Raw genomic sequence first — 21,825 nt, forward strand, 5'->3', positions numbered from 1 at the left:
AATGTCGAATCGTTCCATTCTCAGCCGTTACGATCTCTCAGCCCTCTTTGCGCGTCACGCCGACCTCGCGGTCGGCATTGGCATCCTGGCGGTGCTCGCGCTGCTGATCGTGCCCGTGCCGCCGTTCGTGCTCGATCTGTTCATCTGTTTGAGCTTCGCTGCCAGCTTGACGATGCTAAGCGCCACCCTGTATGTCTCGAAGGCCGCGGATCTCGCCAGTTTTCCGTCGCTGCTATTGCTCACCACGCTTTTGCGCCTCGCGTTGGCCATCGCGTCGACCAAGATGATCTTGTTGCATGCGCACGCCGGACAGATCATTGGCGCATTCGGCGAAATGGTGGTGGGCGGCAACGTCGCGGTCGGGCTGGTGGTGTTCATTGTGCTCGCGGCGATCCAGTTCATCGTGGTCGCGAAGGGGGCTGACCGGGTGGCCGAAGTGGCCGCGCGCTTCACGCTGGATGGCATTCCGGGACGCCAGATGAGTATCGACGCCGACATGCGCAATGGGGTGATCACGGCCGCGCAGGCAAGCCGGATGCGCGGGGCGCTTGAACGTGAGACTTACTTCTACGGCTCGCTCGACGGCGCGATGAAATTCGTCAAGGGTGACGCGGTGGCGGGGCTCGTCGTCGCGCTGGTGAATATCGTGGGTGGGTTGGCGGTCGGTATCGCGCAGCGCGGCATGTCGTTTGGAGATGCTCTGCATGCCTACACGATTCTCACGGTCGGCGACGGTCTGGTGTCGCAGATTCCGTCGCTGATCGTGTCGGTGGCGGCGGGCATCCTCGTGACCCGCGTCGCTTCGACCGATAACGCTGATTCGCATCTGGGCGCCGACATTTACCGGCAACTGGCGCAGCATCCGAAAGCACTCGGGATGGCCGGTGTTGCGTGTCTCTCATTGGGGGCGATTCCCGGTTTTCCGCACATTCAGTTTCTGGTTGCCGGTGCACTGCTGCTTGCGCTGGCGATTACGCTGATGCGCAACGCCGCGCTCGCGACGAACTCGCAGCGCGCGCTGATGCCTCAGATGACACGCGACGGCGGCAACTATGTGCCGCGCATCCTTGACGATGTCGAACTCGGCACCAGTGCGACGTTGCGGCTGCGGCTCGGCCTGAAGGCCTTCGATGCATTGCGGCCCGAGGCGCTGAACCGGCAACTCGGCGAGTTGCGCCGCCACCTGATGGTTGAACTGGGCGTGCCGTTTCCCGGCCTCGCGTTGCTCCGCGACGCACGGCTCGACCCGGATCGCTACATCGTCGATATCGAGGACGTACCGTTTGCGAGCGGCACGCTGATTGCCGCCCACACCCTGGTAAGCGGCACTGAGAGCCTGATTGCGTTCGAAGGTGTGGAGGGCTACCGGCCGCGCGCGGCGAAATCGGTCTGGGTGCCGGCCGCGAAGGCGGCGTCGATCAGCGATCCGGGGATTCACAAGTCGAGCGTCGACGAAGCCTTAAGCGACCACCTCGCCGAAGTCTGCGAACGGTCGGCACCCGATTTTCTCGGCACGCAGGAAACGCGCTTCCTGCTCGATCAACTGGCGATCGAATTTCGCGAGCTGGTCGCGCAGGCAGCGCAAGCCGCGAGCACGGTGCAACTTGCCAGCGTGCTGCGGCAACTGCTGCAACAGCGTGTGCCGATCCGCAACCTGCGTGCGATTCTCGAAGCGGTCGTGCGCGTGCCGGCGGGGGAGCGCACGATCGACCGGATGGTGCGGGAAGCACGCATCCAGCTTGGCCGGCAACTGACACGCGGTTATGCCGACCTGGAGACATGGACCATCGCGGCGGCCGTGCTGGACCCGGCATGGGAGGCCAGTCTCGAAGCGCAGATCAGAAGCGGTGTCGACGGCGAGCCGCAGTGCGTGCTGTCCGCTGAGCAACTGACGCACGTGCAGCAGATTCTTGCCGCAGACCTGTCCGGGATCCGCCTGATCGTCACGAATGCTGTCTTGCGTCCGCACCTTGCGCGGGTGTTGAGCGACTTCGGCTGGCGCGTCGAGGTGCTGGCGATCGAAGAAATTCCACTTGACGTCTACCGTATCCAGACGGTCGCGACGCTGGGTGCGGCATGAGCGGGAACATCACGCGATCGTCCGGAAATAGCGTGCCGGTGTTGACCTCGGCGCCGGCGCTGCGCGGCCGGGTGGTCGAAGCGCGCGGCGTGGTTGCGCGGGTGGTGGGGGTGTCGTTGCGCATCGGCGAGAAGGTGCGGCTGGTGCGCCCGGATACCTTCGAGGCGCAATACGGCGAAGTGGTCGGCTTTGCGCACGACGGCGCGCTCATCATGCCGCTCGCTGGTTTGGCGGGCCTCTCAGACATCACCGAGGTGCAAGGCTGTGGCTCGACATGGGGCACGTTCGACGCCGCAGGGTTGCTCGGACGGGTGGTGGACGGTCTCGGCAACCCGCTCGACGGGGGGGCCGCGCCCCTGCCGCTCGCGACTGGCGCGGTGGTGCACGTCAATGCCGGGGCGACGCTGAATCCGCTCGAACGACCCGTCATCGCCACACCGTTTGCCACCGGCGTGCGCGCGATTGACGGCCTGCTCACCTGCGGCGTTGGCCAGCGCACGGGCATCTTCGCACCGGCGGGCGGGGGCAAGAGCACGATCATGGGCATGATCGCGAACGGCGCATCGACTGATGCGGTCGTGGTGGCCCTGATTGGCGAGCGGGGCCGCGAGGTGGCCGAATTCATTCAAGACCATCTTGAGCACCGGCGTGCCTCGACGATCGTGATCGCCGCGACGTCCGAGCGTCCCGCCGCGGAGCGGATCAAGGCGGCGGAACTCGCGGCCAACGTCGCGGTAGGCTTGCGCGCGACCGGGCGCAATGTGCTCTTGCTGTTCGATTCGCTGACGCGCTATGCGCGCGCGTTGCGCGAGCTCGGCTTGGCGGTCGGCGAGCCGCCGTTGCGCGGCGGTTTTCCGCCGAGCGTCTTCGCGCAGTTGCCGCGGCTGATCGAATCGGCCGGCGTGACGGCGCAGGGCAGCATCACGGCTTTCTATACCGTGCTCGCCGACGAGGCCGATCTGTCCGATCCGGTCGCGGAAGAGGCGCGCTCGCTGCTGGACGGGCACATTCAACTGTCGTCGAAACTTGGGGCGGCCGGGCATTATCCGGCGATCGACATTCTGCGCAGCCGCAGCCGCTTGATGAATCGCGTCGCGGATGTCGCGCAGCGCGCCGACGCCAACCGCGTGCGTGACTGGCTGGCGCGCTATGAGGAGGTCGAGATGCTGCTGCAGATCGGCGAATACGACCGGGGTAACGACGCCGAGACGGACCGGGCGATCGACTTGCGCCCGGACATCCAGCGCTTTCTGTGTCAGCCATACGACCGCTGCAGTTCGTGGGCCGAAACGCGCGCGCTGTTGCACGGGTTGTGCACTGGCGTGCCCCCGGTGTGATGCGCAGCGCGGCGCAGGAGGCTGATCTTTGGCGGCTGCTCACGAGGGTGCGCGGTTTGCGGGTGCGCCGCAGGCTCCGCGCGCTGGCCGACGCGCGCCGGCGAGAGCGGCGGGCAGCCGCTGCGGTGGCTGAACAGGCCGCGGCGCTGGAATGGCACGCAGCCGAGCGGCAGCGCGTGCTCGCGTTCTGCCGACGCGATCAGAGGGCCGGCGGGCAGTGGCACGCAACGCGCCGTGCGCATGACGCACAAACGCCTGTGCTGCAGCAGCAACTGAGCGACGCGCAGCATTCGCACGCGCAGGCGCGCCACGAAGCGGGAGAAGCGTTGCGGGACTGGAATGTCGAGCGCATCCGGCATGACGACGCCAGGCAGCGTTGGCGGGCGGCTCTCGCACGCGCGGCGCGTGATGGCCGCGAGCGTGCCTAGTACCGCCGCGCGGAGCAAGGTGCGCTGAGCGGCGGTGGAGGGGCACCCCTCCACCGCCCTTACCTTTAGTACCGGTTAGGAGTGAGGGTCATTCTGAATGAACATTTGCATCGCGCGGCGCAGGTCGGCTGATTGATCGCGCCCGAAGTGGTAGTTCTGCAGATCGAACTGGGCCATGTAAGCCGGCGCCACAATGCCGTTTACGACCATGCCGAGCGCTGCGGCCGAGCGCTCTCTCATCGATAGATTGGGGTCCGCGACATCGCGGGCGAAGGTCCAGACTTCGCGTGCTGACGCAGCCGCGTGGGCCAGTTCCCCGGAATCCACCCGGTGCACATTGTTGATGATCGTTTCCGCAGACTGGTCCGAAAGATTGATACCGAGTCGCTGCAGCAGACTGTTGACCGTTTTGACGGAGCTGGGATAGGAGCCCGGCTCATTGCCGTTTGGCGATTTCTGCATTTCCGTGTTGAGCCGGTCCCGGTTGCTTGCATTGCTGCCGCCGGCCGCAGTATCGCCGGGGTTGCCGCCTTTGAGGCCGACATTGTTGTGGATTTGCCAGTTGCCTTTGTCGTCGAGTTGGACAGGATACTGAGGCTTCGACGTGTCGGCGGTATCGTAGGCTCGCCATGTGCCGTTGTCCTTGTCGTACTTGACTGGCCAGTCCTTGCCATCTGCCTGGATGTAGGACTGGCCTTTCTCGTTCTTGAAAACGCCGGGACTGCTCCGGTCCGCTTCCAGGTTGCCTTTCGGCTTGAAAGAGTATTGCTCTGGCGCGGCAAACTTCGAGCTGCTCTCAGACGAGGTACTCGCATGGGGTTCACCTTCTTTTGGCGTATTGCCCTGCGTTTCATCTGTCGTTGGTGAAGGCGTGGAAGTCAGCGAACCCGCGGGCTGCTCGCCTGTCTTTGGCGTCGAAGCCTTTTCGGGCGTGGGAGTCGCAATAGCCTTTTCGGATGCGGGTGCCGGAGCCTTGCCGTTCGATCCAGGCGATATGTGTTCGCCCGCGTCTGGCTGAACGTTCGGAGCTGGCGGCTCTTTCGGGCTGCCGTCCGGGTTCTTCTGGCCTGCGAGAACCTGAGTCCCTCTCATTGCGTCGCCGACGACGGGCAACTGTTCCAACGTAGCATCGACCTTCTTGCCGGCTTTCTCGCCGCTCTTCGATTTGTCGCCGTTTGCTATATCCACCACCTTGCCTATAGTTGTTGCCGGATGTGTTGCGCCGTCTTCGGCGCCGCGCTTAAAGACATCCCACGGCGTCTCGGCCTCTTTATTTGCGGGGTGAGGGTTCGGTGCCGGAGAGTATCCGTCATACACGTGTTCGCCGTCAGGGCCCAGATGAAAGTAGGTTTTGACATTGAGACCGGCCGGGGGCGGCCCTTGTTGAACCTCGGTGGACCCTGCGCTACCCGAGGCTGTCTGTTGCGTGTTGCCGGCAGCTGATGTGTCGTACACCGCAGGCTGTGCCTGTGGTTGGCCACCCTGGGTAATTTGAGCAACGTTTTGGTCCGCTGTGACAGGAGTGACTACGTTCTGTCGACCATTGGATGAATCGACTTGCATTTTGCGATCCTTGCTGAAGTTGCACATCGAAATCGGCTTTGCCGAACACATCTCCAATGGAAAAGGTGCGGATCCATTTGAATGCCTAAGCTTCCTTTCAAGGTCGTATTTACCGCTACCTATTTTTCTCTGCATGTAACCGAAATGCCAGGCGGTATCGTAGCGTTTCTATCCTGTAATCAATAAGGATAGGAAATGAATGGGAGATGTCCGCGGTGCATGGCGGCAGTGATCGCTGCGTCGGGTCGATCGAAGAAGTTGAATAGCTTGCCTAACTATTTTTTCAGCGATCACGGTCGGACGGGCAAGCCATGCCGCTGCATGGGCGTGCAAGCAGATGTCTCGCGGGAATGGAGGACGGGAGCGGGAAATTCACGGGAAGCTGGTGGATGCCGCACTCATTCGGCGGTCGTGCGTGCGGCATCCGGCGGGGCAACGGCCGACGCAGTTGCCCCCTCACCGCGCGGTACGCTTACGTGTTGGCCTTCTTGATATTGTCAGGCGTCGGCTCTTTGCCAGTGGTCGGATCGATCCAGCCGGCGCCGCCGCGGGCGGCCGTGACGGTGTAGCCGTCCGGCGCGGCGGCGTCGAGCGCGCGGCCGTTGTTGCTCTTCTGTACGCTGAGGCCCGCCTGGTTCTGCTCGCTCAGCCCCGTGACTTGATAGGCCTGCTTGCCGTGGGTGATCGTCACCTGATCCGCGAACGAGACATTCTTGTTGTTCGCAGCCGTCTGGGTGCCGATGGTGACCTTGGTCTTGTCAGGCAGCACGAACGTCATCGGGCCGTTGAACATCGCCGTCGACGAGTTGGCTGAGTTGGCGTGTTGGGTGAGATGCGGATCTCCAAAGATCTTTGTTGTATCGCCGGATTTCGTATTGGTCATGACCATCGACGAATCAGCCTTGTTGAAGTCAAGCTTGTAGTTGCCCAGGTCGATACTCGCCTTGTTGTTGCAAACCGCGGTGTCGCTCCATTGAGTCTGGCCGCTCTTGCCTGAGTCTTTGCTGCCGCAGTCGCTGCGCGGCGGCGTCTGGCCGCTCTTGCCTGAGTCTTTGCTGCCGCAGTCGTTGCGCGGCGGCGTCTGGCCGCTCTTGCCTGAGTCTTTGCTACCGCAGTCGTTGCCCGGCGGCGTCTGGCCGCTCTTGCCTGAGTCCTTGCTACCGCAGTCGTTGCGCGGCGGCGTCTGGCCGCTCTTGCCTGAATCCTTGCTACCGCAGTCGTTGCGCGGCGGCGTCTGGGCGCTCTTGCCTGAGTCTTTGCTACCGCAGTCGTTGCGCGGCGGCGTGCAGTTGTCGGCGCGCGAGTTGTCGTTGCAGCGATTGCCACCCGTTGAATTGGTTTGGCCGCCAAGATTGTCATTGCGCCCCGCGCTTGGCGGTTGCTGGGTCGCGGGCTGACCGCGACTGCTGATGCTTCCCTGAGCGATGAATATGCTGCTTTGGCCATTCCCCGCAGTTTGGCTGAAGACGGAGAACGAGGTCTTCGAGAAGCCACTCAGCATATTCGACAACGATCTTGCGTCCTGCGCGAGCTGCGACTGCGCGCCGCCGCCAAACACGGTGTTCAGGTTGCCCTGAAGCGAGAGATAAGGATTGCTGATTTGTGAATAATTGCTTTGCGTCGCTGCTTGCATGTCGATATTCCTGAAGTAAAAAAGGCCGGCCTACGCTGTACAGCCGGAACCGCGTTGCCGACGGTATGAGATGGGTCCCGCGTATGAATGGTAGGGGTGCAGCGGCAGGGACGGGCCATACTTATGTATAGAGCTGCACACCGCCCGGCAGATTGACTGGTTGGTTGCATGCGAACGGGCGGCGCCCACGCGGGGGCGTCCGTCGCGATACGCGACTTACTCCTTGTTCACTGCGATCCACCCTTTGACACTTCACCCGCGCCGGCGTTATAGAAACGCACGAGGTCGCCCTTGAGCGAATGCAGGGCTGCGTCGTCGAGATAGATCATGTGGCCCGTCGGATAATACGTGCGCTGCACATTCGATCGTAGCGTCGGGTCCAGCCCCATATGCGCCAGATCGTATTCGGTCTGGAAGAACGGCGTTGCCAGATCGAAGTAGCCATTGAGCGACAGCACGCGCAACTGCGGATTTTGCCGCATCGCTTCAGCGAGGTCGGCGGCCGCATAGGGCAGCGCAAGCTGTTCCCCCCACCACGCGCGATGTTTCCAGTTCCATTGCGTCAACGCTGCGTCGTTGAATACGCGATACGCATCTTTCGCCTCGAAGTGCAGGTCTTGTGCGAGATGCTCGTGCAGCGCCGCGTCGAAGGCGCTCGACACGCTGGTCACCGACGGGTCGTAATCCGGATGCTCGGACGCGTCGTCATAGTCCATGCCTTCGAATCGCGCATCGTAGCGCCCCACTGTGCGCGATTCGCGTATCAGCAATTGCTTGCGGAACCGCGACGGCCAGATTTGCAGCCGTGCCTGCTTGACGTAATTCACATCGATTCCCGTGTAATGGGAGACGCGTGCGGCGATTGCGTCGCGTTCCGAATCGGGCAGCGAGTCACCCGCGGCTAACGCTTGCGCGTAGGGGCCGGAAGCGAACGCACGGACCTCGTCGAGGAACGCGGGCAAGCTTGGCGGCTTGGGCACGATCTTGTCGTGATACCAGGCAATGGCCGCATAGGTCGGCAAGTAGCTTTCGCTCTCCAGATCCGTTCCTGCCATATGCGCGCCCGAGTTAAGGACCGAAGACATCAACACGACCCCGTTCAACGCAATGTTGCCTTGGCTCAAACGGTACGCAAGCATGGCCGCACGCGCCGTTCCATACGATTCGCCAAGCAGGTACTTCGGTGAATTCCAGCGCTGGTTGACGCTCAGGTAGCGCTCGATAAAGTGTTCGAACGCATCCAGGTCTTCATCGACGCCCCAGAAGCGTTTCCCGGTTGCGTGGCCGACGATCCTTGAGAATCCCGCACCGGGCGCATCGATGAAGACCAGATCGGTGGTGTCGAGAAGACTGTCGGGATTGTCCGAGAGCACATAGGGCGCCGGTGCTGTGATCGCCGGACTCGACGTATGTGCACGCTTCGGTCCGAACGATCCCATCAGGAGAAAGACGCTGCCCGCGCCCGGGCCGCCGTTAAAAAGAAACGTGATCGGACGCGTGGCGGTGCTTTTCGTATTCGCGGTGTAGGCAACATAAAAGACGCTGGCCTCGGCTTGTCCCGCGTTGTTGCGCAGAAGCAGATTGCCGGCCGTTGCCGTGTAATCCATCTTCCGGCCGTCGAGCCTGATTGAATGTTGCGTGACCGAGGTGGTTTCCGGCGGGACCGGTATCAGGGTGTCGGCTTTCGTTTCGCTGGCGGCGTCGCTGGCTGCCGCCGTGGGCGCAGCGCTTGCGCGGCTGCGGCGAGCGGGATTGACGTTTGCTTTCGATGCGGCGCGAGCGTCGGACTGGTCGGAGGGTTTCGCCGCGTCCGGGCGTACAAGTGTTCCAGCAGGCGCTGAAGCGGACGCGTCGGGGGGGGGCCTGCGTGCCGGGGGGCGCGCCCGACGTGTCCGCCGGTGCCGCGCCGCTTTCCTGGGACAAGACGACGGACGGATTGCCGGCGAGGCCAAGCACGATCAGACCGCTCATCAGACTGCTTACCGCTGAGTAGAAACGAGCGCGCATCTTAGTCCTGGCTATTTTTGTTTTCTCTAGGTGCTGCCTGGATTCTCGATAAGCCAACCCGCCGCGTCAATAGCGTTGTTGTCATCGGAGTGACTGAGCAAGGTCCGTAAGCGCGCATGTAAGTATTTCGAAGTCATAGTGTTAGCCAAGGTGCTTGCCGGTCACAAGTACGACACGAAGCCAGTGACGTTTGAGTTAACCCTAAGTACGCTGCTCCATTCGCTCATTCGATGCCGCCGGACACGAGATCGATTCGCCGATCTGCTTACGCTTTCCTATACTTGGATCAACCAGAGATAACAAACCGTTTTTTACCTGACAATTAAGCCGGCTTTGGATCGCACCAGAACAAGCAGAAGGGCGATCCGTACCCCGGGGCCAAAGGCTCCCGGCGGCGGCCATCTGGAGGAGACATGGGAATAGATGCACCCGCTGCAACCGGCGCTGAGAACGCCGGCGAGCCCCAGCCGCACCGGCCGGCCTTATATGGCCTCGCGCTGGCTGCCCTTGGCGTGGTTTATGGCGACATCGGCACCAGTCCGTTGTACACCCTGCAAACGGTCTTCGATCCCGCCAACGGGTTGAAGCTGGATCCCGGCAATGTGATCGGCATTGTCTCGCTGATCTTCTGGTCGCTGACAGTGGTCGTCTCGCTCAAATACGTGACGCTCATCCTGCGTGCAAACAATCACGGCGAGGGCGGAATCATGGCGCTGCTGGCGCTTGCCGCGTCGTCGGTGGCAAGTCGGCCGCGGCTACGCCACGTGCTGCTGGGCGTCGGTGTGATGGGCGCGGCGCTGTTCTACGGCGATGGTGTGATTACGCCCGCCATATCGGTGCTGAGTGCGGTTGAAGGGCTGCAGGTCGCGACGCCGCTGCTCAAACCCTATGTCATCCCCATTACGCTGGCCGCGCTGATCGCTTTGTTCATGATGCAAAAGCACGGGACGGCCGGGATTGGTGCGGTGTTCGGGCCGATCATGGTGGTGTGGTTCATCGTGCTGGCTGGGGCGGGGCTCATCAAGATCATGAACGCGCCGCATATCCTGGTCGCGCTCAATCCGCTCGCGGGCCTGGCATTTTGCCTGCATCACCGGTGGTTGGCGTTTGTCGCACTGGGCGCCGTCGTGCTCTCCCTGACGGGCGCGGAGGCGTTATATGCTGACATGGGGCATTTCGGTGCGCATCCTATCCGGCTCACCTGGTTCGGTCTGGTATTCCCCGCACTCGCATTGAATTACCTGGGGCAGGGCGCGTTATTGCTGGCCGATCCATCTGCTGTGCAAAATCCGTTCTATCGATTGTTCCCGTTATGGTCGCTTTATCCGATGGTCGTGCTGTCGACGATCGCCACGGTGATTGCCTCGCAAGCCGTGATTTCAGGCACCTATTCGATGACCAAGCAGGCGATGCAACTTGGCTTCCTGCCGCGTATGAACGTGGTGTATACATCTGCGAAGGAGATAGGACAGATCTACGTTCCGGGCATCAACTGGACCTTGCTGGTCGCGGTGGTGGCGGCAGTGATCGGGTTCGGTTCATCGACTGCGCTGGGGTCGGCCTACGGCATTGCCGTTACCGGCACCATGCTCATCACGACCGTGCTCACGTTCTTCGTGGTGCGTTATGCATGGCATTACAACTGGCTGCTGTGCGTGGGCGCCACGGCGTTTTTCTTTGTGATCGACGCGACCTTCTTCTCGGCCAATCTGCTCAAGATCACGCAGGGCGGCTGGTTCCCGCTCGTTATCGGGCTGCTCATGTTCGCCGTCATGACGACGTGGGGACGTGGATGGGAAATCATGCTGGGGGAAGCCAAGGTACGGGCCGGGACCACGCCGCTGAAACCGTTCCTGGAATCGTTGCTGGCTCGTTCGCCGGTTCGTGTGAATGGGACGGCGATTTTCTTGTCCCCCGATGCTAATGGCGTGCCGCACGCACTGCTGAACAATCTCATGCATAACCAGGTGCTGCACCGGCGAGTGGTGTTCCTGACGGTGGCGAACAAGGAGGTTCCGTGGGTCGAGGAGCGCGAGCGTGTGGCGGTGCAAACACTGTGCCTCGACTGCTATCACGTTACCATCTCTTACGGCTTCAAGGACGAGGTCAACTTGCCGCGCGCCCTTGAAGCGTGCAAGGCATACGGCCTTGTGTTCGAGCAGTCGGAGACCTCCTACTTCCTGAGCCGCGCGACCGTGATACCCAAGCGCGACCGCGACAGGTGCATGGCGCTGTGGCGCGAGCGATTGTTCGGCGTCATGCTGCACAACGTCGGCAATGTGTCGGCGTATCTCAAGTTGCCGACTAACCGCGTAGTCGAATTCGGATCGAAAGTGGAAATTTAAGGTCTGGACGTGCAGGTGTTTGCTGGCCGCCTCGCTATATGTGAGGCGGCCAGCCGACTTCACCGCTCTTCGCCGTAGCCGCCACCGCCGGGCGTCTGGATGACAAAGACATCGTGGGGATTCATCTGCGCCTGATGCCGCGCGCCGAAGGTTTCGCGTTCCTTTCCGCCTGCTCGTTCGACCCAGTTCACACCGACAGCTCCCGGCTTGCCGCCGGCGAGCCCGAACGGCGCGACACGACGCCGGTTGGACAAGATCACCGCGGTCATCGGCGCGAGGAAACGTACGCGCCGCTCAGTGCCGTCGCCACCTGCATGCAGTCCCGCACCGCCGCTGCCGCGGCGGATGCGGAAGTCGTCGAGGCGTACCGGAAAGCGCCACTCGAGCACTTCCGGATCGGTCAGGCGCGAGTTCGTCATGTGCGTCTGGACCGCGCTGCAACCGGCAAAGGCGGAACCGGCCCCCGCGCCGCCGCAGATGGTCTCGTAGTACTGGAACTGCTCGTTGCCGAAGGTGAAGTTGTTCATCGTGCCTTGTGCCCCGGCCATCACGCCGAGCGCGCCGTAGAGGGCGTCGGTGACGACTTGCGAGGTCTCGACATTGCCCGCTACCACCGCTGCGGGATAGTGCGGATTGAGCATCGATCCCGCCGGAATGCGGATCTCGAGCGGCTTCAGGCAACCGGCGTTAAGCGGGATGTCGTCGTCGACCAGCGTGCGGAACACATACAGCACCGCTGCCTTGCAGATCGCCGATGGCGCGTTGTAGTTGTTCGGTTGCTGCGCGCTCGTGCCCTCGAAGTCGATCACGGCCGACCGCGTTTCGCGATTGATCGATACCGCCACCATGATCTTCGCGCCGTCGTCGAGCGCGTATTCGAAGCGTCCGTCCTTCAGCACGGAAAGCGTGCGGCGCACGACTTCTTCCGCGTTGTCCTGCACGTGCTGCATATAGGCACGCACGACATCCAGGCCGAACTGCCCGCACATGCGTTCAAGCTCCTGCGCGCCCTTCGTGCAAGCCGCAACTTGCGCGCGAAGATCGGCCAGGTTCTGCTCGACGTTGCGTACCGGATACGCGCCGGAGCTCAGCAGGTCGCGTATTTCACGTTCGAGAAAACGCCCTTGCGCCACGAGTTGGATGTTGTCGAGCAACACGCCTTCCTGGTCGACGTGCGTGGAATCCGGCGGCATGGAGCCGGGCGTGATGCCGCCGATATCCGCATGATGTCCGCGTGCCGCGACATAGAAGGTCGGCGTGGGACTGGCATCGACGAACACCGGCATGATGACGGTCACGTCGGGCAAATGCGTGCCACCTGCGTACGGTGCGTTGAGGACGTAGACATCGCCGGCTTGCATGGTGCCTGCGCGCCGGTCGATGATCGTCTGCACGCTTTCGCCCATCGAACCAAGATGCACTGGCATGTGCGGCGCGTTGGCGATCAGGTTGCCGCCCGTGTCAAAGAGTGCGCACGAAAAGTCGAGACGTTCCTTGATATTCACTGAATACGATGTGTTCGCGAGCGTCACGCCCATCTGTTCGGCAATCGACATGAACAGGTTGTTGAACACTTCAAGCAGCACGGGGTCCGCTTGCGTACCGGCCGCATGACGATTGACGAGCGCGGTCGTGCGTTCGACGACGAGATGATTGTGCTTGCTCACCACGACTTGCCAGCCGGGTTCGATCACCGTCGTTCCGGTGCGCTCGTTCACGATCGCCGGGCCGTCGATACGCGCGCCGGGCGCCAGCGAATCGCGATCGAAAACCGGCGTGTCGCGCCATTCGCCCCCCGAGAAAATACGCGTGGTCGCGAGCGCTTCCGGATTCACCGATGCCTGCTCGGCAAGCGGCCATTGCTCGTCTTCGGCTTCCTGCGTGCGGCCGATGGCTTCAACCGCGACGGCTTCGATGATCAGCGTCTTGTTCGGCATGAGGAACCCATAACGCGCACGATACAAACGCTCGAACGTGTCTACGATTTTGGCGGGTTCCGTCGAGAAGTCGATTTCCAGCGCGGTGTCGGTGCCGTCGTATTTGATATGCAGCGTGCGCCGCATCGAGATGTTATCGACTGGAATGCGTTGCTCGGCGACTTCGTTTCGCGCTGCCGTTTCCAACGGTTCGAACGTGTGATCGCAGGCGGCGAGCGCTTCCCGGTCGAGTGGCGTTTCAAGCGCTTGCTGACGTAGCGCGCGGACGTCGGCGAGACCCATGCCGTAGGCCGACAGCACGCCCGCCAGCGGATGGATGAACACGCGTGTCATGCCGAGCGCATCGGCGACCAGGCAGGCATGCTGACCGCCCGCGCCGCCAAAACACGCGAGCGTATAGTGCGTCACGTCGTAACCGCGCTGCACGGAGATCTGCTTGATTGCGTTGGCCATGTTTTCCACCGCGATCTTCAGGAACCCTTGCGCAATCTCTTCGGGCGTGCGCGCGACGCCGGTTGCGTCCTCTACCGCTGCTGCCACCTCGGCAAACTTGCGTTGCACCACATCGGCGTCGAGCGGCAGGTCGCCGTCCGGCCCGAATACGTGCGGAAACCAGCGCGCGCTGATCTTGCCGGTCATCACGTTGCAGTCGGTTACCGTCAGCGGTCCACCGCGCCGGTACGACGCCGGTCCGGGATTCGCGCCCGCGCTTTGCGGCCCGACGCGAAAACGCGCGCCGTCGAAACTGCAGATCGAGCCGCCGCCCGCTGCGACGGTGTGGATCTTCATCATCGGCGCACGGATGCGAACGCCCGCCACTTCGGTGGCGAACTCGCGTTCGTACTCACCGGCGTAGTGCGTGACGTCTGTCGACGTGCCGCCCATGTCGAAGCCGATGATCTTGTCGAAGCCCGCGAGCTTCGACACTTGTGCCGCCCCTACGATGCCACCCGCCGGTCCCGACAGGATCGCGTCCTTGCCCTGGAAGCGGTGAGCGTCGGTGAGGCCGCCATTGCTCTGCATGAACTGCAGCGGTACCGTGCCGAGATCAGCTTCAACTTGCCTGACATAGCGGCGAAGGATGGGCGAGAGGTATGCGTCGACTACGGTGGTGTCGCCGCGCGATACCAGCTTCATCAGCGGGCTGACTTCGTGACTGACGGAGATCTGCGTAAAACCAATTTGCTCCGCCAGCTCTTTTAGCTTTTGTTCGTGCGCGGTGTAGCGGTAGCCATGCATCAGCACGATTGCGCAGGAACGGATGCCATTATCGAAGGCGTTTCGCAACGCCTGGCGGGCCTGTTCGACGTCGAGTTCCCGCACGACTTCACCACGCGCACCGATCCGTTCATCGATCTCGACAACTTGCTCGTACAGCAGTGTTGGCAATTCGATTTGCCGCACAAATAGCTTCGGCCGGCTTTGATACGCAATGCGCAGTGCATCGGCGAAACCTCTCGTGATCGCGAGCACGGTTGGCGCGCCCTTGCGTTCGAGCAGCGCGTTGGTCGCGACGGTCGTGCCCATTCGCACGCTATCGATCAGCTCGGCCGGCACGGCTTCGTGGCTTGCGATGCCCAGCAATTCGCGGATGCCGTGCACGGCGGAATCGCGATATCGTTCGGGGTTCTCCGACAACACCTTATGCGTGACGATGCGACCGTCGGGGCGGCGCGCGACGATGTCGGTGAACGTGCCTCCGCGGTCGATCCAGAATTGCCAGCGGCGGTCGTGCGGGACGGGGGTGGAAACAGCTTGCGTCATTAGAGTGGTCCGATTACAAAGGATAACTTAGGAGGTAAGCTTGGCGCCGCGCGTCTCCGGCAACGTCAACGCCGCCAGGATGACTACGCCATACGCCGCCGCCGCGAAGGTTCCAATCGCGATGCCCAAGGACATTTTTTGCGCAACAAAGCCGATCAGGAAAGGAAACGTCGCGCCGACAGCACGGCCGAAGTTGTAACAAAAGCCCTGACCTGAACCACGTATCCGAGTGGGAAACAGCTCGGTCATGAACGCGCCCATGCCGGCGAAGATCCCGGATGCGAAAAAGCCGAGCGGAAAGCCGAGGATCAGGAGCAAGGTGTTGCTCATCGGCACGCGGGTGTAGACCAGCGCAATGCCCATGGAGGCCAGCGCGAACACGATGAAGTTGAGTCGTCTGCCAAAGCGGTCGCTGAGAAATGCACCGCACAGGTACCCCGCATAGGATCCGGCAATCACCACGGCGAGATAACCCCCCGTCCCTACTACGCTCAGGTGCTGCTCGGTCTTCAGGTAAGTCGGCAGCCACGTGGTGATGGCGTAATACCCGCCTTGCGTGCCGGTCGCGAGAATGGCTGTGCGCAGCGTGGTCAGCCAGATACCAGGCCCGAAGATCTCAAGGAACGAACTGCGGTCGTTGGCGTCCAGTTCACGTTGCTTCTGTTGCTTGTGCACCTCGGGTTCGTCAACAAGGCGGCGGATCATGATCACGAACGGCGCGGGTAAGATCCCGAGCGCGAACAACGCACGCCATGCGATATCACCGGGAAGGAACGAAAACACCAGCGTGTAGAGACCGGCGGCGACGGCCCAGCCAACTGCCCAGCCCGCCTGCACCATGCCCACCGCCTTGCCGCGGTCGCGTGGCCGGATGACTTCGCCGATCAACACCGCGCCTGCCGTCCACTCGCCACCGAAGCCGAAGCCCATCAAGCCACGTGCGACGAGCAACTGCGTGTAGTTCTGCGCAAATGCGCAGACAAGCGTGAAGAACGCAAACCAGAGAATGGTGATCTGCAGCGTCTTCACGCGGCCGATGCGATCCGACAAAATGCCAGCGACCCACCCGCCGAGTGCCGAAGTCAGCAGCGTCACTGTGCCGATCAACCCGGCTTCGCCTTTGCTCAACCCCCAGGTTGCGATCAGCGTGGGGATCACAAAGCTCAGGAACTGCGTGTCCATGGCGTCGAGTCCATAGCCTATCTTGCAGCTCCAGAAAGCGCGCTTCTCGCTTGGGGTCGTGTGTTTGTACCAGCCGAACATGCCGCTGCTGACGGGTTCGTCGGGTAGCGCTTCAACTTGCGCGCTCGCATAGCGTGCTTCGGTATTCATGGTTTTCTCCGGGGTTCGTGAGCGTGCGCTCAGAGCACAGCGAGCGATGAGTTAGGGATATCGGTCATGAGCATGTGACCCGGCCGATGTGCAATGGCGAACGGCAGGCGCGCGCTTTCAATAGCGCTTTGCGGCGTCACACCGCACGCCCAGAACACAGGGATTTCGTGCTCATGGATTGAGACGGATTGACCGTAGTCGGGCTGCATCAGGTCTTCAATACCCAGTACTGCCGGGCTGCCCAGATGAACCGGCGCACCATGCACCGAAGGGAACCGGCTCGTGATCTGGATGGCCCGCACCGCATGCGCACCGCTCATGGGACGCATGGAGACGACCAGCTTGCCGCCGAAAGGCCCGGCTGCCTGGTTCGAAATATTTGTCCGGTACATGGGCACGTTGACACCCTCGTCAACGTGTCGCAACGGGATGCGTTCGTGCGCCAGCATCTGCTCGAATGAAAACGAGCAACCGATGGCGAACACCACCAGATCGTCGCGCCAGAGTTCGACGATATCGCCGGGCTGCTCGCACAGCACGCCGTCGCGATACACGTTGTAGCCGGGAACGTCGGTGCGGATATCGAGATCGCGGGCGAGTGCCGGGACGTTCCACTGGCCCGGTTCACCTATACCGAGCAGCGGGCACGCCTTGGGGTTACGCACGCAAAAACGCAGGAAATCCTCTGCATAGGCGCTTGGGATGATGGCGAGGTTGGCCTGCGCGAACTCGCCGCAGTGACCGGCGGTAGGACCGGTAAAGCGCTTGCTGCGGACTTGCTGGCGGAATAGATGCGGCATGGTTTCAGGTCCCTCACGAATGCAATGAAATGGCGATGAAGCAAGCGATGAGATGCAGGTTAGGGGCGAAAAAAAAGCGGCGCCAGCGAGTTATTCCACTCGCATGCGTTAAGGTTTTCTTAACAGTTTCGTGCGGGTTTTCACGTAGCGAGCTTGGCGCAGAGTGCCGGGCGAATAGGCGCTGAGTGAGGCTGCATGCCTGTGTGCGCAGTGTTTCAGCGCGCAGGCTCCAACACGCTAAAGCGTATCGTCTGCTCAGAAACACCCTGCAAAAAAGATCGATTGCGCCGGCGCATTTTTTTGGCGGAGTTAATAATTCCTCCGGGCTGCCGTTAAGCGAACCAGCGGGCTCGTTCTCCCGCGCCTCTCCTGACCGCAGTTCCTTTCAACTGGAAAACAAAAATGAACCGTCTGTCCTTGCGCCAGAAGTTATGGATGCCGCTGATTCTTTCGTGGTTCGGCCTTCTGACGCTGACTGTCTGGCACGCTTACCAGACGCGTGACCTGCAGTTGTCGGAGCGTCATCGCGATCTGGGCGATATTGTCGCGATGTCTTATTCAATTGCCGCCGGCCTCGACAAGCTGGCGCAGAGCGGCAAGATGTCCGTCGACGCAGCGAAGCAGGAGGCCATCGCGCGGATCGGCGACCTGCGGTATGACGGCGGCGGTTACGTGACTATTGTCGGCGCGAATTCGGTCATGATCATGCATCCCATCAGCCCGAAGCTGGACGGCAAGGACATGTCTGACTGGAAGGACGCAAAGGGCAATCCGCTCTACAAGGCCATTGCCGCGGCCGGCAGCTCTGCGGAGGGCGCGGGGTTCCTCGAATATTGGTGGCCGAAGCCAGGCGAGACCGAACCGAGCTCGAAGCTGGGTTATACGAAGCGTTATAAGCCGTGGGACTGGGACATGATTGCCGGCACGTATCAGGACGATATCCAGGCCGCGTTCTATCGAACGCTCCTGCATTCGTTCCTCATGCTGTTCGCACTCGGCGCGGCCATTTCGCTGTTTGCGTCGCTGGCAATCAAGAGCGTGCGACGTTCGCTTGGCGGTGAACCCGCCGCCGCTGCGCAACTCGCGCGGCAGATTGCATCGGGCGACCTGACGGGGCGTATCGACGTGGCGGCCGGCGATACGCAGAGTGTTATTTCAGCGATTGCCCATACCCGCGACAGCCTGGCGGGCACGGTATCGCGCGTGAAGGACGCCGCCGACGCCATCAAGCTTGCTGCGGCTGAAATTGCCAGCGGCAATGCGGACCTGTCGAGCCGCACCGAGCAACAGGCGGCGTCGCTGCAGGAGACTGCCGCGGCCATGGACGAGATCACGTCCACGGTCAGGGCGAATGCCGAGAACGCGTCGCAAGCGAGCCAGGTGGCGGCAAGCGCGTCGGCGCAGGCGCTGCGGGGCGGCAGCGTGGTAAATGATGTGGTCGAGAACGTGCGCGCGATTGCAACCAGTTCGAAGCAGGTCGCCGAGATCACGGCGGTGATCGACGGCATTGCGTTCCAGACGAATATTCTTGCGCTGAACGCGGCGGTTGAAGCGGCGCGCGCCGGTGAAAACGGTCGTGGTTTTGCCGTGGTGGCGGGCGAAGTGCGCAGCCTCGCGCAACGCAGCGCGGCGGCGGCAAAAGAGATCCGCGTGCTGGTGGACACCTCGCTGACGCAGATCGAAAGCGGTGCGGGACTCGCCGAAAACGCGGGTAGGGCAATGGCCGATATCGTCACGGCGGTCAAACGCGTGACAACAATTGTCGAAGACATTGCTACTGCGTCGAGCCAGCAGAGCGTAGGGATTGAAGAGGTCAACCGGGCGATTGCGCAGATGGACGGCACCACGCAACAGAACGCGGCGCTGGTGGAGCAGGCCGCTGCCGCAGCGAGCTCAATGAACGACCAGGCGCTGCGCCTGGGTGACGCCATGCAGTCGTTCCGGCTGACGCCTGCATGAATACACGTTTCCTCGAAACCTTCGTGACGCTGGCTGAACTGGAAAGCTTTCGGGCGACGGCGCGTGCGCTGCACGCCACGCCCGCGACCATTTCGCTACGCATCAAGTCGCTCGAGGACGAGTTGAAGACCGATCTGGTCGACCGTACCTCAACGGCGTTCCGCTTGACGACTGCGGGGCAGAGCCTTCTCGGGCTGGCGAGGAATGTGGTCGATGCCGCACGTGCATTGCGCGAGGCAGCGGGTCAGGAGGTGGTGGTCGGCGGCAAGCTGAGGTTGGGGGTCATCGAAACGGTGGTGCATAGCTGGCTGTCGCACTACATCACGTATCTCAATGCGAACTATCCAAAGCTCGATGTCGATCTCACCGTCGACTCGAGTTCGGTGTTGCAGCGCCGCTTGCTCAGCGGCGAGCTTGATCTCGTCATTCGCGTGGAAGGGATCGACAGCACCAAGATTGCATCGAGTGCGATTGCGAGTTACCCGGTGCGCTGGATCGCAAGACGCGGGCTGTTGTCGCGGCGCGCGACAGGGCTTGCTCTACGTGTCTTGCAACGGCCCATAGTCACGTTCGGCCGTGGTACGGCACCGCAAGTCGCGCTGGAAAGCATCGTGCACACGCTTGCCCGGCAAGAAAACATGCGGCCCGAACAAACGCGTATTACCTGCTCGCCCTCGGTGGCCGCGATCGTTCAACTGGTGCGCGACGGATATGGCGTCGCCGGTATTCCCAGTCTCTTTGTCGCCAAGGAATTGCAAAGCGGCGAGTTCGTCGAGCTGCCGCTGAAGCCGGTTCCGCCGCCGATCATTGTGTCGTTGTGCAAGCCCGTCGATGCGAGCGTGATGGTCAATGCAGCGGCCAACGCCGCGCACGTTGCGTGTTCCGCCTACTCCAAATCGATCAAGAAAGACTTCCTGGAGGGGCTTTAACTTTCGCGCGGCGGCGCCTCGCGCTGGAATACGATGGTTGGCTTGCCCTTGTACGTTGTTGTACGACTTTCTGCGAATGAAAATTTCCTGGCGAGTGCAAGCGAGGCCGCGTTCTCCGGCGAGATGATGCAGACAATCTCCGCTTCGGGCCAGCGTGTATCCGCCCACTGCAATGCGGCACGTACGGCTTCAGTCGCGTAACCCTGTCCTTGCGACTCTGACGTCAACATCCATCCAATCTCCGGCGCTTCATCGAATGCCGGATCGATACCGCGCTTGTATTGCCCGAAGCCGACCTCGCCGACGAACTTGCCGCTGTGCTTCTCGCTGACCACCCAGTAGCCGAATCCCATCAATGCCCAATGCCCAGCGCTTCGAAGCAGGCGCGCCCACGCTTCTTCCTTCGTGAAGGCGGTGCCGGTGACGTGGCGCACGACCGCGAGGTCCGACCACATGGCGTAGATAACGTCGAAATCGGGGCGTTGCGGCGCACGCAGGACGAGGCGATCGGTTTCCAGGACGGAAGGGGAGTGGGGCATGGTCGAAGCATGTGAGCGTAGATGGGGCAGGACGCGCCGTTAGGGGCGCAGGCCGCAGGGAACAAGGAATATAACCGCTCGGGTCGGGACCGGAAAGTTTGAAAGCGCGTAGCGATGTAGCGGCTCGAGCAACCCTCACGCCCTCAAACCATCACGCCGCTATGCTCCGACACCAGCGTCTCGATCAACGCGCTCAGGTCGCGCGTTGCTTCATTCCGCATGGTCGGCGCAACATGAAGCTCCAGTTCCGCAGGCGGCAGCGCCGGCAGGCCGTCCGATTCGCCGAACGTGCGCCAGCACGCGGGCAGCGTCCGACGATCGATGATCGTCACCGCCGCGCCATGATTCACCGCAATGCGGATGCCGGTCGGACTCTGGCTCGTATAGACGAGTTGATAATCCCGGCTGATAGCGGTCAGCGCCTGCAATCCCCGTTGCCTGTAAGTACAACTTTCGTCGAAGAGCGCCAGCGGCACCGGCGCGTCCGCGCACAACACGAAATCGCGATGTGCCGCCCACACCAGTTCCTGCCGCGCTAGGGGTTTTCCCCCGGCACGCTCGCCATGCCGCACGACCAGTGCCAGATCAAGTTCACCCGCACCCAGCCGCTCCAGCAATTCCAGTGACGTCCGGCAATGAATATGCGGCCTTGCACCGGGGCGCAATTCATAAAACGCCCGCAGCAATTCCGGCAGCCACAGCTCCGCATAATCTTCCGGCAGCCCGAAACGAATCACATTGCCGCGGCTACCGCGCGTCAGCGAGGCGATCGCCTCGTTTTGCACCTGCAATATCCGCCGCGCGTGGATCAGGAAATTCTCGCCATCGCTTGAGAGCGCGAAATGACGGCTGTTGCGCATGAACAGGTGCGCGCCAAGCCGCTCTTCGAGCGTCCGGATACGCAGGCTGATGGTCGATTGCGTGCGATGAAGCTGGCGCGCCGCCGCCGTAAAACCCCCGCTTTCAGCCACTACTACAAACGCACGGACTAGTTCCGCATCGAGTGAAGCGATTTTCGACCAATCGGGTTCGCTAATGGAATCCATCGGAAATACTCGCTTTCCAAAAGAAATTGGCCGCCAAAAGATCGGGCCGTCGTTCGCACATTGTGTTCGCAGATTGTTGTTGAAGTCGCCCTGTAAATCCACTCGCCAAAATATCGATTTGGAGCC

At 62.0% G+C, this 21,825-nt stretch carries 15 protein-coding genes; 7 read left to right on the forward strand and 8 right to left on the reverse strand.

What is annotated here, in order from left to right:
* Position 1 precedes the first annotated feature (1 nt).
* Genes BSU04_RS17365 through BSU04_RS17375 form a run of 3 tightly spaced genes read left to right on the forward strand, consistent with a single transcriptional unit; the run spans position 2 to position 3,845 of the window.
* Complete coding sequence (locus tag BSU04_RS17365; protein ID WP_089161767.1) at positions 2–2,080, forward strand: flagellar biosynthesis protein FlhA; 2,079 nt, start codon at positions 2–4, stop codon at positions 2,078–2,080.
* Complete coding sequence (locus BSU04_RS17370) at positions 2,077–3,417, forward strand: FliI/YscN family ATPase (RefSeq protein ID WP_089161768.1); 1,341 nt, start codon at positions 2,077–2,079, stop codon at positions 3,415–3,417. Before BSU04_RS17365 ends, BSU04_RS17370 begins: the two co-directional genes overlap by 4 nt.
* Positions 3,393–3,845, forward strand: a complete 453-nt coding sequence (locus BSU04_RS17375) for a hypothetical protein (protein ID WP_256982919.1) — start codon at positions 3,393–3,395, stop codon at positions 3,843–3,845. The genes BSU04_RS17370 and BSU04_RS17375 overlap by 25 nt, the downstream gene beginning before the upstream one ends.
* Positions 3,846–3,920: 75 nt before the next feature.
* On the opposite strand, the gene BSU04_RS17380 is transcribed toward BSU04_RS17375, so the two are convergent.
* The 3 genes from BSU04_RS17380 to BSU04_RS17390 all read right to left on the reverse strand — a co-directional run bounded on the left by BSU04_RS17380 (position 3,921) and on the right by BSU04_RS17390 (position 8,648).
* Positions 3,921–5,408 (reverse strand): hypothetical protein, encoded by a 1,488-nt coding sequence (locus BSU04_RS17380; RefSeq protein ID WP_144021262.1) that lies wholly within the window; start codon positions 5,406–5,408, stop codon positions 3,921–3,923.
* Positions 5,409–5,880: 472 nt separating this feature from the next.
* Entirely contained in the window at positions 5,881–7,041 is a 1,161-nt protein-coding gene (locus tag BSU04_RS17385; RefSeq protein WP_089161771.1) for a DUF1521 domain-containing protein, read from the reverse strand.
* A gap of 227 nt (positions 7,042–7,268) precedes the next feature.
* Complete coding sequence (locus tag BSU04_RS17390; protein WP_089161772.1) at positions 7,269–8,648, reverse strand: S10 family peptidase; 1,380 nt, start codon at positions 8,646–8,648, stop codon at positions 7,269–7,271.
* A 31-nt stretch (positions 8,649–8,679) separates the two neighbouring features.
* Here BSU04_RS17390 and BSU04_RS49160 point away from each other — a divergent pair, with 31 nt between their 5' ends.
* The gene (locus tag BSU04_RS49160; RefSeq protein ID WP_089161773.1) at positions 8,680–9,030 is read left to right on the forward strand and encodes a hypothetical protein; all 351 of its coding nucleotides are present in this window, start codon (positions 8,680–8,682) and stop codon (positions 9,028–9,030) included.
* A gap of 431 nt (positions 9,031–9,461) precedes the next feature.
* Complete coding sequence (locus tag BSU04_RS17400; RefSeq protein WP_089161774.1) at positions 9,462–11,393, forward strand: potassium transporter Kup; 1,932 nt, start codon at positions 9,462–9,464, stop codon at positions 11,391–11,393.
* 59 nt (positions 11,394–11,452) lie between these two features.
* Here BSU04_RS17400 and BSU04_RS17405 read toward each other — a convergent pair whose 3' ends face one another.
* Genes BSU04_RS17405 through BSU04_RS17415 form a run of 3 tightly spaced genes read right to left on the reverse strand, consistent with a single transcriptional unit; the run spans position 11,453 to position 17,226 of the window.
* Positions 11,453–15,094 (reverse strand): hydantoinase B/oxoprolinase family protein, encoded by a 3,642-nt coding sequence (locus BSU04_RS17405; protein WP_089161775.1) that lies wholly within the window; start codon positions 15,092–15,094, stop codon positions 11,453–11,455.
* Between the two features lie 27 nt (positions 15,095–15,121).
* Positions 15,122–16,426 (reverse strand): MFS transporter, encoded by a 1,305-nt coding sequence (locus tag BSU04_RS17410; RefSeq protein ID WP_089161776.1) that lies wholly within the window; start codon positions 16,424–16,426, stop codon positions 15,122–15,124.
* A 29-nt stretch (positions 16,427–16,455) separates the two neighbouring features.
* Entirely contained in the window at positions 16,456–17,226 is a 771-nt protein-coding gene (locus BSU04_RS17415) for a putative hydro-lyase (RefSeq protein WP_089161777.1), read from the reverse strand.
* A gap of 402 nt (positions 17,227–17,628) precedes the next feature.
* On the opposite strand from BSU04_RS17415, the gene BSU04_RS17420 reads away from it, so the two are divergent.
* Positions 17,629–19,185, forward strand: a complete 1,557-nt coding sequence (locus tag BSU04_RS17420; protein ID WP_089161778.1) for a methyl-accepting chemotaxis protein — start codon at positions 17,629–17,631, stop codon at positions 19,183–19,185.
* Positions 19,182–20,114: a LysR family transcriptional regulator gene (locus BSU04_RS17425; RefSeq protein ID WP_089161779.1), complete on the forward strand. Its 933-nt coding sequence runs from the start codon at positions 19,182–19,184 to the stop codon at positions 20,112–20,114. The genes BSU04_RS17420 and BSU04_RS17425 overlap by 4 nt, the downstream gene beginning before the upstream one ends.
* On the opposite strand, the gene BSU04_RS17430 is transcribed toward BSU04_RS17425, so the two are convergent.
* Together BSU04_RS17430 and BSU04_RS17435 are read right to left on the reverse strand one after the other, a co-directional pair.
* Positions 20,111–20,653 (reverse strand): GNAT family N-acetyltransferase, encoded by a 543-nt coding sequence (locus BSU04_RS17430; protein WP_089161780.1) that lies wholly within the window; start codon positions 20,651–20,653, stop codon positions 20,111–20,113. The two genes, BSU04_RS17425 and BSU04_RS17430, sit on opposite strands and share 4 nt — an antisense overlap.
* Before the next feature lie 143 nt (positions 20,654–20,796).
* Positions 20,797–21,699 carry a LysR substrate-binding domain-containing protein gene (locus BSU04_RS17435; RefSeq protein WP_089161781.1) on the reverse strand — a complete coding sequence of 301 codons (903 nt, stop codon included), beginning with the start codon at positions 21,697–21,699 and terminating at the stop codon, positions 20,797–20,799.
* Between the last annotated feature and the right edge of the window lie 126 nt (positions 21,700–21,825).

The organism is Caballeronia sordidicola (assembly GCF_002220365.1).
GTDB lineage: Bacteria > Pseudomonadota > Gammaproteobacteria > Burkholderiales > Burkholderiaceae > Caballeronia > Caballeronia sordidicola_C.

What these genes read in the sequence shown, in the direction of transcription:
- BSU04_RS17365 (WP_089161767.1), top strand. Translation starts at nt 2, where the DNA reads ATGTCGAATCGTTCCATTCTCAGCCGTTACGATCTCTCAGCCCTCTTT.
- BSU04_RS17370 (WP_089161768.1), top strand. Translation starts at nt 2,077, where the DNA reads ATGAGCGGGAACATCACGCGATCGTCCGGAAATAGCGTGCCGGTGTTG.
- BSU04_RS17380 (WP_144021262.1), bottom strand. Translation starts at nt 5,408, where the DNA reads ATGCAAGTCGATTCATCCAATGGTCGACAGAACGTAGTCACTCCTGTC.
- BSU04_RS17385 (WP_089161771.1), bottom strand. Translation starts at nt 7,041, where the DNA reads ATGCAAGCAGCGACGCAAAGCAATTATTCACAAATCAGCAATCCTTAT.
- BSU04_RS17390 (WP_089161772.1), bottom strand. Translation starts at nt 8,648, where the DNA reads ATGGATTACACGGCAACGGCCGGCAATCTGCTTCTGCGCAACAACGCG.
- BSU04_RS17400 (WP_089161774.1), top strand. Translation starts at nt 9,462, where the DNA reads ATGGGAATAGATGCACCCGCTGCAACCGGCGCTGAGAACGCCGGCGAG.
- BSU04_RS17405 (WP_089161775.1), bottom strand. Translation starts at nt 15,094, where the DNA reads ATGACGCAAGCTGTTTCCACCCCCGTCCCGCACGACCGCCGCTGGCAA.
- BSU04_RS17410 (WP_089161776.1), bottom strand. Translation starts at nt 16,426, where the DNA reads ATGAATACCGAAGCACGCTATGCGAGCGCGCAAGTTGAAGCGCTACCC.
- BSU04_RS17415 (WP_089161777.1), bottom strand. Translation starts at nt 17,226, where the DNA reads ATGCCGCATCTATTCCGCCAGCAAGTCCGCAGCAAGCGCTTTACCGGT.
- BSU04_RS17420 (WP_089161778.1), top strand. Translation starts at nt 17,629, where the DNA reads ATGAACCGTCTGTCCTTGCGCCAGAAGTTATGGATGCCGCTGATTCTT.
- BSU04_RS17425 (WP_089161779.1), top strand. Translation starts at nt 19,182, where the DNA reads ATGAATACACGTTTCCTCGAAACCTTCGTGACGCTGGCTGAACTGGAA.
- BSU04_RS17430 (WP_089161780.1), bottom strand. Translation starts at nt 20,653, where the DNA reads ATGCCCCACTCCCCTTCCGTCCTGGAAACCGATCGCCTCGTCCTGCGT.
- BSU04_RS17435 (WP_089161781.1), bottom strand. Translation starts at nt 21,699, where the DNA reads ATGGATTCCATTAGCGAACCCGATTGGTCGAAAATCGCTTCACTCGAT.